Source organism: Mesorhizobium sp. Z1-4, from assembly GCF_004000235.1.
In the GTDB taxonomy this organism is placed as follows: domain Bacteria; phylum Pseudomonadota; class Alphaproteobacteria; order Rhizobiales; family Rhizobiaceae; genus RCIO01.
The window spans coordinates 43,274-54,947 of record NZ_RCIO01000007.1; the positions used below are offsets into that span (position 1 = coordinate 43,274).

The following is an 11,674-nucleotide window of genomic DNA, read 5'->3' on the forward strand; positions in this document are numbered from 1 at the left end:
AGGCAAGCGAAGAAGACCGGCTAACGCGGAAAACTTTTCAGCCCGGCCTCGGTGACGATTTCAGCGAGCGGCACGTCATGCGGCTCGTCGGGCACCAGGTCGACGCGCTGGCATTCGAAGGCGACCGCGATGAGGCACGGTGTTTTGCCGGCCTCCCTCAGGTGCGCAATCGCGCGGTCGTAATAACCGGCGCCATAACCAATGCGGTGGCCACGGTCGTCGAAGGCAGCCAGCGGTACCAGCATCAGGTCGGGCTGAAGCCCCCTGGCCTCCGGTCCCGGGCCGAAAGTTCCGAACCCCATCGGCACCATCTCAGCGCCGCGCACCAGCTCGCGGAAGACAATCGTGGTCTTGTCCAGGATGGCGGGCAGGCACAGCACCGCGCCCTTGTCGCTAAGCGCGGCCATCGCAGGCCGCAGATCGACCTCGGAGCGCATCGGCATGAAACCGGAGACTATCGTGCCCGGTTCGATCTCCAGGCTGCCTAGCGCGTCAGCGATGCCGAGCGAAGCTTCCACGCGCCATTGCGGATCGAGCGCGTCGCGGCGGGCCAGAGCCTCCTCGCGCAAACGCCGCTTTTCGTTTTTCGCCTGCAATGATCTCTCCGATTTCTGGCGGGCGGCAATTTTTGGCCATTGTTGGCACGGGCGGAGTTCCCTATCCATACCGCCTCTCGCGGGTGGCCACCATTGCGGAACCGACGCGCATGGCGGTGAATATGACGCAGGACGACCAATGAAAAACCATCTGCCGACGGGCGCTACGATACGGCTTGCGCTGCGTGGCGAACACGCGCTGCTGGAAGGCATCATGCGCCGCGCGTCGCTTGTGTCGGACACATACCGCGACGAGCTTTTGGCGCATCCCGAGGCGATGTCGCTGCCGGTGGAACAGATTGCCGAGGGCGCGGTCTTCGTGGCCGAAACACAAGGCACGGTCGACGGCTTCTGCGTGGTTATCATGTCCTCCGTGGATGAGGCGGAGCTGGAAGGCCTGTTCGTCGAGCCGGACCGGTGGGGCAAGGGCATCGGCCGGGCGCTCGCGGAATACGGAGAAGGTGCAGCGCACGCACGCGGCGCAGCTTCGATCACCGTGGTCGCCGGGCCGGAGGCACGAGCCTTCTACGAAAGATGCGGCTTCGCATATGAATCCGATGCCACGACCTTGTTCGGGTCAGCCGTCCTTATGCGCCGCCGGCTTGTCGGCAGGTGAGATGAAGCGGCGAACCACGACGACCGGCGGAGAGGTTGATCCCGGGAGCCTACAAAGTAGGTGGGCGCCGTATGACCCAGCCCACGAGCCAAGTCAGGGACAGCTCCCTAAGGATCAATAAGGCCCCGGGGAAAATTTACTCCTGTCGAGAAGCGCAGAACGCCAACGCCAATATATGTGCTCAGGGGCGGGTCCGCCAAGGGGCATTACGATGGCCGAGACTTGCGCCCTGCCGGCCCCGACTTTACGGTCCGCGCCAACGAAGACACAGGAATCCCTGCATGCGTTTTGAAGGTACGGCGGCTTACGTCGCCGACAAGGATCTCATGGTCGCCGTGAACGCGGCGATTGCACTGGAACGGCCGCTGCTGGTGAAGGGCGAACCCGGCACCGGCAAGACCGAGCTGGCGCGCCAGGTGGCGGTGGCACTCGGACTGGAGCTGATCGAGTGGCACGTGAAGTCGACCACGCGCGCCCAACAGGGGCTCTACGAATATGACGCTGTCTCGCGGCTGCGCGACAGCCAGCTAGGCGATGAGCGCTTCAACGATATCGCCAACTACATCAAGCGCGGCAAGCTGTGGGAGGCCTTCACAGCCGACAAGAAGGTCGTGCTTCTGATCGACGAGATCGACAAGGCCGATATCGAGTTTCCGAACGATCTGCTGCAGGAACTCGATCGCATGGAGTTCTTCGTCTACGAGACCGGCGAGACGGTGCAAGCGAAACAGCGGCCGATCGTCATCATCACCTCGAACAACGAAAAGGAACTGCCGGACGCCTTCCTGCGCCGCTGTTTCTTTCACTATATCCGCTTTCCCGACATCGACACGCTGACCCGGATCGTCGACGTGCATTATCCGGGTATCAAGCAGAAGCTGGTGAGCGCGGCGCTGACGCAGTTCTACGAAATCCGCGAAGTGCCGGGGCTGAAGAAGAAACCCTCCACCTCCGAGGCGCTGGACTGGATCAGGTTGCTGGTCTCCGACGATGTCGATCCGGCCGATTTACGCGGCGATCCGAAGAATGCACTGCCCAAACTGCACGGCGCGCTGCTGAAAAACGAGCAGGACGTGCATCTGTTCGAACGCCTGGCCTTCATGTCGCGCGGCCAGGGGTAATCATCTGCCAATGGACGTCTTTGTGCCAAGCGTCCCAGCAGGCAGCGAATGGGTGGTCACCGACGACTGGCGTGAGCTCGAAAAGATGCTCGGTGCCGGTGCCAAAACCATTCCATTGTGGAAACGTCCGATACGCGCGCTGCATGTCGGCGAAAGCGATCGCGGTGATCCGCTCCGTGTTGTCGACGTGCCCTGGATGGGTTCACACGGCCTGGTGGTGAAGCCTGCCGCGCGCGCCGTGATGGAGCCATTGTTCGGCGATGCGGTGCAGTTCGTACGCATCAGCGGCACGCCATACCCGCAGCTTCATTATGTTCATGTGCTGCGACATGCCGGGGTTCTGGACGAAGCCCGGTCCGAGATCGTCCGCTTTTCGCCGGGACCGGATATCCTGGATATCGAGCGGCACGTGTTCTTGCCTGCTGTCGCGGAGGCCGGACCGATTTTCAAGCTCGCGCAGATGCCGCGCGGCAAAATCTATCTGAGTGGCACAGCCGTGGACGCGTTGCTGGGTTCGAGCCTGAGCGGTCTCGAATTCGAGAAGGTCTGGAGCAGCGACGCCTAGAAAGCCGGTTCAGTGCAGCACGATCTCGCCGTCGACGCTGCGCCACTCGTTTGGCGCGATCAGCCGGCGGTGGGTGTAGGCGACTGAAAACAGCGGGCCGTCGAGCTTTTCCTGCCAGAAATCGAGGAAGCGCCAGAGCTCGGGGAACTTCGGGGCAATGTCGTAGTGCTGCCAGATGAAGCTCTGCAGCAGGTGCCGGTGGTCCGGCATTCGGTAGAGAATTTCGGCAGTCGTCAGGCCATACCCCTTGAGCATCAGCTCTGTTTCCCGATTGTCACGTGTCGAACCGGCCATAAGAGAACTCCATGCGCTGCGTTGCTCCCCCACAGGCAAAAATGTGCCGCCGATATGGTTAACCGTCCATGAACATCCGTCGCCGTACGATCAAAAGCCTTTGACCTTCAATGGGTTGGCAGCCACAATCGGTGATTGCCAACAAGCGGCGGCCATTGGCCGGTGCGATGCGAGGGCAGAAACCATCGTCTAATGTTGTGGGCGCGGGCCAAATGGTAATAGAACCGCGATACGGGCCGCCGAAGCGGTACAAGCCATTGCGAGGGAGGAAACATGTCCGAGGTACGCGTTCACAAGGTCAAGTCGGCGTGGAAGAAGCACGCGCTCATCGACAACGAGACCTATCTGAAGTGGTACAAGGACAGCGTGAAGAACCCCGACAAGTTCTGGGGCAAACACGGCAAGCGCATCGACTGGTTCAAGCCCTATTCCAAGGTCAAGAACACTTCCTTCAAGGGCAATGTCTCGATCAAATGGTTCGAGGACGGCCAGACCAACGTTTCCTACAACTGCATCGACCGGCATCTGAAAAAACGTGGCGACCAGACGGCAATCATCTGGGAAGGCGACAATCCCTATGACGACAAGAAGATCACCTATCGCGAGCTTCACGAAGAGGTCTGCCGTCTCGCCAATGTGATGAAGAAACACGGCGTCAAGAAAGGCGACCGTGTCACCATCTACATGCCGATGATCCCGGAAGCTGCCTATGCGATGCTCGCCTGCACCCGCATCGGAGCGATCCATTCGGTCGTGTTCGGCGGCTTCTCTCCCGACGCGCTGGCCGGGCGCATCGTCGACTGCGATTCCAATTTCGTCATCACCGCGGATGAAGGTCTGCGCGGCGGCCGCACCATTCCGCTCAAGGCCAACACCGACAAGGCGGTGGAGATCGCGGCCAAGAGCAAGGTGAAGGTCAAGAACGTTCTGGTGGTGCGCCGCACCGGCGGCAAGATCGACTGGGTAGACGGCCGCGACCTCTGGTATCGCGACGAAACGCAGTCGGTGAAGCCGGACTGCAAGCCGGAGAAGATGAAGGCGGAAGACCCGCTGTTCATCCTCTATACGTCGGGTTCGACCGGCAAGCCCAAGGGCGTGATGCACACCACCGCCGGCTATCTCGTCTATGCCTCGATGACGCATGAATACGTCTTCGATTATCACGACGGGGATATCTACTGGTGCACGGCCGATGTCGGCTGGGTGACGGGCCACAGCTACATCGTCTATGGCCCGCTCGCCAACGGCGCCATCACGCTGATGTTCGAGGGTGTGCCCAACTACCCGACCGCGGGACGGTTCTGGGATGTCGTCGACAAACACCAGGTCAACATCTTCTACACCGCGCCGACGGCGATCCGCGCGCTGATGGGTGCTGGCGACAGCCACGTGACCAGGACATCGCGCAAGAGCCTGCGTGTGCTTGGCTCGGTGGGCGAACCGATCAACCCTGAAGCCTGGGAGTGGTACTACAATGTCGTCGGCGACAAGCGCTCGCCGATCGTCGACACCTGGTGGCAGACAGAGACAGGCGGCATTCTGATCACGCCACTGCCGGGCGCGACCGATCTCAAGGCCGGGTCGGCGACACGGCCCTTCTTCGGCGTGCAGCCGCAACTGGTCGACAATGACGGCAAGGTTCTCGAGGGTGCTGCCGACGGCAATTTGTGCATCACCGATTCCTGGCCGGGGCAGATGCGCTCCGTCTATGGCGATCACGAGCGCTTCGTGCAGACATATTTCTCCAGCTACAAGGGGAAATACTTTACAGGCGACGGCTGCCGCCGCGACAAGGACGGCTACTACTGGATCACCGGCCGGGTGGACGACGTCATCAACGTTTCAGGCCACCGCATGGGCACTGCGGAAGTGGAATCGGCACTGGTCGCGCATGACAAAGTGTCGGAGTCGGCGGTGGTCGGTTATCCGCACGACATCAAGGGCCAGGGCATCTACGCCTATGTTACGCTGATGGCCGGCGAAAAGGCGTCCGAAGACTTGCGCAAGGAGCTGGTCGCTCATGTGCGCAAGGAGATCGGGCCGATCGCCTCGCCGGACAAGATCCAGTTCGCGCCAGGCCTGCCGAAGACCCGCTCTGGCAAGATCATGCGCCGCATCCTGCGCAAGATCGCCGAGGATGATTACGGCGCGCTGGGAGATACCTCGACACTTGCCGACCCGGCGGTCGTGGACGATCTCATCGCCAACAGGCAGAACAAGAAGGGCTAGCCTTTGGACCTCACATCGCTGCTGATTTTCGCGGGCGCGCTTGTCGTGTCCGCTGGGTCGCCCGGACCCAGCATCGCTGCTCTCGTCGCGCGTGTTCTGACGCGCGGCGTCAAGGACGTGCTGCCTTTCCTGGCGGCGATGTGGATCGGCGAGGCGATCTGGCTGTCGCTGGCAATTTTCGGCCTGGCCGTAGTGGCGCAGAGCTTCCACCTCGCCTTCGCGGTCATCAAATGGGCCGGCGTCGCCTATCTTCTTTGGCTCGCCTGGAAGATGTGGACCGCCCCCGTCGCGGAAGAGGGTGCTGCGCTGCCGGCCTCGGACTCGCCCTTCAAGCTGTTCTTCGCCGGCATGGCGGTGACACTCGGCAATCCGAAGATCATGGTGTTCTACCTCGCGCTTTTGCCGACCATCGTCGATCTCGGCTCGGTGACCATTGTCGGCTGGGCCGAACTCACTGCCACCATGGCGGTGGTGCTGATCGCGGTCGATCTGGGCTGGACCTTCGCCGCATCCCAGGCGCGCCGCCTGCTTCGAAGCCCGCGCGCCACGCGCATCGCGAACCGGGTGAGCGCAACGGCGATGGCGGGTGCCGCGGGTGCGATCGCCACGCGCTAGCTAGCAGCCAATCTGGCGGCGGATCTGATCGACCAGCCGTTTCGACGGGCAGACATTCTCGCAGGGGATGCCATCATCGTCGCCGTCTGCACGGTCATAACCGCTACACCACAAGATCACCGCTTCTTCGCAGGATGAAACCTGCTTGCAGGTTTTGCGCGCCTGAGCGAGGCGCACGGGTTCGGTGAGCTGCGCAGACATGTCGAGCGGTTGCGCCCGCAAGCCGCCGGAAGCAGCCAGCACGGCGACGCAAATTGCCAGGATCAGCGCATGTTTCATCGGGCTGTTTCCCCCCGCCCGACATTAGCCGCAATCGGTTAGCCGGCAAGCGGTTTGCTGCGGTGCTTGATGGCGTCGGTGCTGACAGTGCGAACGGCCTTGCGGCGGCCGGCTTTTGGCGGCATCATCGCGCGTGTGTTCAACAAACTGAAAGGAGGTGATCCGATGTCGAGTGGTTTCAACCGTAGCGTGGCCCCGGCGGATCGTCCTTTCAGGAAGCAATCTTCCTGACAGGCGCGTGAAGCGCGGCCGGTAGCCGGTGCATCGGAACGAAAAGCGGATTCCGGTTTTCGCGCAACTCCGATGATCTGACAAAGCTGCCGCCACGGGCCGCGTCGCGGACGGAAAGCACGGAGGGCCGGCGAAAGCCGGCCCTTTTCCGTCACTGCGGATGCTCCAGCTGGGTTGCCGCTTCTATTTTGTCAGCGCAAGGCGCTCGATATTGGCGGCGATTTCCTGGAAGGCCGCGTCGAGTTCGGCGCCGGTGCTGGTTTCGAAATAGTGTCTTACAGTCCGGCCACCCTCGGTTGCGCAGTCGCGCATCACATCCTTGGCCGCGGCTTCGTTGAGCATGAACCCGATGGTGAATATCTCGATACCATCCGCCTTCATGGCATCGCACAGCCGCTTGGCGTAGTTGCTCGAGCGGCGTGTCTGGGCGCCATCGGGCGTTTCGCTGCGGCCTACGCCGGCATAGGCAGTGTTGAACTCGCCGTCGGTCATCAGGATGGCATATTTCGAAACTTTGCCGGGGTTGTGGTCTGCCGGTTTTGCAGCCGTCGGCAGTACCGGTGCCCAGTTCGGCGACAGCAGATACCAGCTCCACTGAATGCCGATGTGACCGGCGGTGTAACCGGAGGCGCGGAACCTGCGGATCGAACGGTTGAGTTCGTCGAGGTCGGTCGTCAGCGGGCGAAGAGCGTCCGACGGGCAATAGGAAAGCCTAACGTCGCGGTTGACCATCGCGTCATAGGGCGAGGCGTCAGTGAACTGCAGCGAACCCTTGCGTTCGGTCGCGCAGCCATCGAAACCGCCGCCGGCCGCGGCCGCAAAGGGTGCGTCTAGGCGCGGCGGCTCGCCGCCAGTCGGGCGCCTTTCGACATGAACCGTGTTTGACAGAACACCGGTATTGACTGCTGTGGCGTAAGGAACGAGAGCCACGCGAACGCGTGGATTGGTTTCGCTGTTGGAGGCAAGCAGTGTCTCGACAGCGTTGCGGGCGGCGTTCTTCAGGTCGGTGAGTTTGCGCCCTGCCATCGAGCCCGTGACGTCCAGCATCATAGCGACTTCGATCTTCTTGTCGGAGTAGACAGCAGCCGACTCGACACTGATCTTGCGTGTGGAGGCGGTGCCGAAGACCGGAAAAGCCAGCTCGATATTAACGCTGGCGACAGCGCGCAGCGTGCGGGCAGCGCGATCGGCGGTGAGGCTGTCCAGGGTGATGTTGTTGGTGTCGGCGAAACCGGTACCGCCATTCGCGAAGAGAAAGGCCTCAACGGTCTCGCGCGCCTTGTCGGGCGCAAGCCGGCCGGTGGTGATGTCGCGCGCAGTCGAGGTGACGGCGGCGTCGAGCGCATTGAGCAGGTTGGAGCGGGTCATGGTGACCTGGCCGATATTGAGGGCAAATCCGGCCGCGAGCACAAGCGCGGCCGAGACCGCTGCCGTCATGACGGCAAAATTTCCGGCGCGGGCGGCTAGGAACGAGTTTACGGCAGTGCGCAACGGGTTCATTGCATCTGTCTCCAAACGAAACGCTTTGACGCTGTTCGAAAACGGTGGTGCAGGAAGGCTGCCAGACGGACGGGACGCGGCCGCGTGTTTGCGCAGATCACCATAAACTATTGATTTTACAGCCTTCGAGCGTCGAAACAGGGTTAGCAAATCGTTAAGATTGGCGGCGCTCGACTGGCAATTGCTCTATCCGCACCCGGCGCCCGTGCCGCCGCGGCACAAGGCCTGGGCTCAACCGCAGAAAGGCGTGCGTTTGCCGCCCGCATACGGCTTCGCAAACTTATTCGAGGCCATAGCCTCCGCAACCGGGCGTCCGTCGGGTGCCGTCACGTCGGCCAACACGCGCCCATAGAACTTGCCGCCGCCGATATTGGTCATACCGACGGGGCCATTGCCGATCATTTCCGCAAGCGCGTTTCTGGAGCGTGCAGCCGCAATGCGTTCGCCAGCGCAGCGGCTTCTCAATTCCGGTGCATCGATGCCGCGAACGCGGACGTTGACTGTGATCAGGTGGCCAGGCCACACATGCGCCTCCGCCACAAAGCTGTCGCCGTCGATCACGCGCAGCACCCGCGCCTCGACCGGGCCGGGGATGGTTTCGGCGGCCTGCAAAGGCACTGGCAAAAACAGAAGGATGGCGGCCAATCGCAGCATGAAGAGGAAAATATTCCTCTATCAGGTAATTTGCAAGCGGATTGACCGGCGCCGCGCGATCCGTCTCAGAAGTCGATCGCGCGGCCCTTGCGTTCCCAGTCGCCATATCGGACCGGTTCCGGCCCTTTCGGGCCGCCAATCTCGGTTTCGCGCTGCTGCTCCAGCTTGCGGGCAGCGCGGCGGGCTTCGGCCTCGGCCAGGGCACGCCTGGCGGCCGGCGGCAGATCGCGTTTGTCACGACCCGTACCGGCTGCCGTGGTTTCTGTACCCTTGTCGATCATCTGGACTCTCCTGCGGCATGCCTTCGCCGTTATTGAATGGGAAATCGCTTGACCCCATCCTATATCTGACGAAATCGCGCCGCCTGTGGTCGCGGCACACCCGGAGTTGAAGCATGAACATGATCCGTACGGCAATGCTGCTTGCCTTCATGACGGCGCTCTTCATGGGCGTGGGTTATGTCGTCGGCGGTTCGGGCGGCATGTTGATCGCGTTCGTGATCGCGGCGGGCATGAATGTGTTCAGCTACTGGAACGCCGACAAGATGGTGCTGCGCATGCACCGGGCGGTCGAGGTCGATGAGCGCAATGCGCCGGAATATTACGGCATCGTGCGCGACCTGGCGAAGCGGGCCGGTCTGCCCATGCCGCGCGTCTATCTGATCGACAACGACCAGCCCAATGCCTTCGCCACCGGGCGCAACCCGCAGAACGCCGCGGTTGCTGCGACAACGGGTCTGCTCAACCGGCTCTCTCACCAGGAGGTGGCGGGCGTGATGGCGCATGAGCTGGCCCATGTGCAGAACCGCGACACGCTGACCATGACGATCACCGCCACGCTTGCCGGCGCGATCTCCATGCTCGGCAATTTCGCGTTCTTCTTCGGGGGCAATCGCGACAACAACAACCCGCTCGGCTTCATCGGCGTGCTTGTCGCGATTATTGTTGCGCCGCTTGCCGCGATGATGGTGCAGATGGCGGTGAGCCGCACGCGCGAATATTCCGCCGACCGCCGGGGCGCAGAAATTTGCGGCGAGCCGCTATGGCTTGCTTCGGCGCTGCAGAAGATTGCGGGATACGCCAAGGGCATCCACAACCAGGACGCCGAGCGCAACCCGGCCACCGCGCATATGTTCATCATCAACCCGCTTTCGGGCGAGCGCATGGACAATCTGTTCTCCACCCATCCGGCGACCGAAAACCGCATTGCTGCTCTGCAGGCGATGGAGGCTGAGTTTGCCGCGCAGGCTGAGCCGGTGCGGGCCGAAAAGCCGGCCCGCAGGACCGCCGCAAAGCCGACGCCGCCCGAATCGCGAGACGGCGACGGGCCCTGGGGACCGCCTTCAAAACCTCGGGAGCCGAAGAAGCCCGCAAAGCCTGAGCAAAGTCCCTGGGGCCGCAATCCGACAGGGCCGAGCACCGGCCGGCGGCGCTGAGCGGCGCCTGGCGCTCGACAAACCGGGCATCGGGCCTTAAGCGCCGGAACCTCCACTGAAGAAGCGGGCATGGCGGGCCGTTGGTAGCGAACAAGAAAAACCGGAAACGTTCGGGCGGACCGGGCAGGCGGCCTTCCGACCGGGAAAATGTCCCGGTCGAGGCGGAACGGCCCGGGCTCGCCTCACGCGTGGCGGCTGCGCGGCTGCTGGCTGCCGTCATCGACAAAGCTACCGCGCTCGATGCGCTGACCGACCAGGAACATGGGCATCCGCAATTTCTGGCGCTCGATCAGCGCGACCGGGCGCTGGTCCGGGCTATCCTGGTCACCGCCTTGCGGTATCGCGGTACCATCACCGCGCTGATCGAGAAGCGTCTGCAGCGGCCGCTACCGGCCAATGCACGGACGCTCGACCACATTCTGCACGTGGCGGCGGCGCAGATGCTCTTTCTCGACGTGCCCGACAGTGCGGCTGTGGATCTCGCGGTCTCGCACGCGAATTCAGACCCGCGCAGCCGGCGGTTCGCTTCGCTGGTCAATGCCGTGCTGCGTGAGCTTGGCCGGCGCAAGGAGCGCGCCTTGCCGGCTGCCCTTGCACAGTCGACCGACGCGCCCGGCTGGTTCGTGGAGCGGCTGCGCGAGGCCTACGGCGCGGCGCGCGCCGATGCGATCCTCGCAATCCACCGGCTCGAACCGCCGATGGACTTCACCGTGAAGTCCGACCCGCAGGGTTGGGCGGAAAAATTCGGCGGCATCGTGCTCGAAAACGGAAGCGTCAGGGTCGGACGTCTGCCGGCGCCGGTTGCCGAATTGCCGGGTTATGCCGAGGGCGAGTGGTGGGTGCAGGATATGGCAGCCACACTGCCGGCGGCGATGCTTGGCAATGTCAAAGGCAAGCGCGTACTCGATCTTTGCGCCGCGCCCGGCGGCAAGACGGCGCAGCTCACCGCAGCAGGAGCCATTGTCACCGCCGTCGACCTCTCCGCCAGCCGGCTGAAGCGCCTAGCGGCCAATTTCGAACGTCTGAAGCTCAAGGCCGAGATCGTTGAGGCCAACGCGCTGAGCTATGCGCCCGACATGCCGTTCGATGCCGTGCTGCTTGATGCGCCCTGTTCTTCGACCGGCACGGTGCGGAGGCACCCCGACGTGCCGTGGACCAAGACACCGGCGGACATCGCGAAGCTCGCCGATCTGCAACGCCGGATGCTTGACCATGCCGTGAGGCTGATCAAAACCGGCGGGGTGCTGGTCTTCGCCAACTGTTCTCTCGACCCGCTCGAGGGCGAGCAGCTTGTGGAGAGTTTTCTTGCAGACAATCCGGAGTTTGCGATCGATCCGGTCAATTCAGCGGCTGTTCCCGGCAGTGCCGATTTCGTCGCCGAACGTGGCTGGCTCAGGACAACGCCGGAGGCGCTGAGGGTCGAACCCGAGGCACTTTCAGGCTGCGACGGTTTTTTCGCTGCGCGGCTGGTAAGGCATGGTTAACCTTGTCGGTTCATTCATATGTGGCGATGGCTGCTTTGTACAAACCGTTGAATCA

At 62.7% G+C, this 11,674-nt stretch carries 13 protein-coding genes and 1 other RNA gene; 7 read left to right on the forward strand and 7 right to left on the reverse strand.

Going from position 1 to position 11,674, the window contains the following annotated elements; translation table 11 throughout:
* Positions 1–20: 20 nt before the first annotated feature.
* Positions 21–596, reverse strand: coding sequence for a 5-formyltetrahydrofolate cyclo-ligase (locus EP165_RS18320; RefSeq protein ID WP_245440220.1), 576 nt, complete (start codon positions 594–596; stop codon positions 21–23).
* A 139-nt stretch (positions 597–735) separates the two neighbouring features.
* Between EP165_RS18320 and EP165_RS18325 the strand changes: the two genes are divergently transcribed.
* Positions 736–1,212, forward strand: a complete 477-nt coding sequence (locus EP165_RS18325; RefSeq protein WP_164743090.1) for a GNAT family N-acetyltransferase — start codon at positions 736–738, stop codon at positions 1,210–1,212.
* 7 nt (positions 1,213–1,219) lie between these two features.
* Here the strand turns inward: EP165_RS18325 and ssrS are convergent.
* Positions 1,220–1,376: non-coding RNA, 6S RNA (ssrS, locus tag EP165_RS18330), on the reverse strand.
* A gap of 117 nt (positions 1,377–1,493) precedes the next feature.
* On the opposite strand from ssrS, the gene EP165_RS18335 reads away from it, so the two are divergent.
* Positions 1,494–2,333: an AAA family ATPase gene (locus EP165_RS18335; protein ID WP_127524300.1), complete on the forward strand. Its 840-nt coding sequence runs from the start codon at positions 1,494–1,496 to the stop codon at positions 2,331–2,333.
* A gap of 10 nt (positions 2,334–2,343) precedes the next feature.
* Positions 2,344–2,898, forward strand: a complete 555-nt coding sequence (locus EP165_RS18340; protein ID WP_127524301.1) for an imm11 family protein — start codon at positions 2,344–2,346, stop codon at positions 2,896–2,898.
* A 9-nt stretch (positions 2,899–2,907) separates the two neighbouring features.
* Here the strand turns inward: EP165_RS18340 and EP165_RS18345 are convergent, their stop codons facing one another.
* The gene (locus tag EP165_RS18345; protein WP_127524302.1) at positions 2,908–3,192 is read right to left on the reverse strand and encodes an usg protein; all 285 of its coding nucleotides are present in this window, start codon (positions 3,190–3,192) and stop codon (positions 2,908–2,910) included.
* Between the two features lie 273 nt (positions 3,193–3,465).
* Here EP165_RS18345 and acs point away from each other — a divergent pair, with 273 nt between their 5' ends.
* Both acs and EP165_RS18355 read left to right on the forward strand, forming a co-directional pair.
* Positions 3,466–5,421 (forward strand): acetate--CoA ligase, encoded by a 1,956-nt coding sequence (acs, locus tag EP165_RS18350; RefSeq protein ID WP_127524303.1) that lies wholly within the window; start codon positions 3,466–3,468, stop codon positions 5,419–5,421.
* A 3-nt stretch (positions 5,422–5,424) separates the two neighbouring features.
* Complete coding sequence (locus tag EP165_RS18355; RefSeq protein ID WP_127524304.1) at positions 5,425–6,036, forward strand: LysE family translocator; 612 nt, start codon at positions 5,425–5,427, stop codon at positions 6,034–6,036.
* On the opposite strand, the gene EP165_RS18360 is transcribed toward EP165_RS18355, so the two are convergent.
* From EP165_RS18360 to EP165_RS18375, 4 genes are all read right to left on the reverse strand, one after another.
* Complete coding sequence (locus tag EP165_RS18360) at positions 6,037–6,315, reverse strand: excalibur calcium-binding domain-containing protein (RefSeq protein WP_127524305.1); 279 nt, start codon at positions 6,313–6,315, stop codon at positions 6,037–6,039.
* A 414-nt stretch (positions 6,316–6,729) separates the two neighbouring features.
* Positions 6,730–8,046 (reverse strand): pilus assembly protein TadG-related protein, encoded by a 1,317-nt coding sequence (locus tag EP165_RS18365; RefSeq protein WP_127524306.1) that lies wholly within the window; start codon positions 8,044–8,046, stop codon positions 6,730–6,732.
* A gap of 231 nt (positions 8,047–8,277) precedes the next feature.
* A complete protein-coding gene (locus EP165_RS18370) occupies positions 8,278–8,700 on the reverse strand; it encodes a thermonuclease family protein (protein WP_127524307.1) in 423 nt (140 codons plus the stop codon).
* A 65-nt stretch (positions 8,701–8,765) separates the two neighbouring features.
* The gene (locus EP165_RS18375) at positions 8,766–8,981 is read right to left on the reverse strand and encodes a DUF1674 domain-containing protein (protein WP_127524308.1); all 216 of its coding nucleotides are present in this window, start codon (positions 8,979–8,981) and stop codon (positions 8,766–8,768) included.
* A 113-nt stretch (positions 8,982–9,094) separates the two neighbouring features.
* Between EP165_RS18375 and htpX the strand changes: the two genes are divergently transcribed.
* Both htpX and EP165_RS18385 read left to right on the forward strand, forming a co-directional pair.
* Complete coding sequence (gene htpX / locus EP165_RS18380) at positions 9,095–10,135, forward strand: zinc metalloprotease HtpX (protein WP_127524309.1); 1,041 nt, start codon at positions 9,095–9,097, stop codon at positions 10,133–10,135.
* An 80-nt stretch (positions 10,136–10,215) separates the two neighbouring features.
* Entirely contained in the window at positions 10,216–11,619 is a 1,404-nt protein-coding gene (locus EP165_RS18385; protein WP_127524310.1) for an RsmB/NOP family class I SAM-dependent RNA methyltransferase, read from the forward strand.
* Positions 11,620–11,674 lie beyond the last annotated feature (55 nt).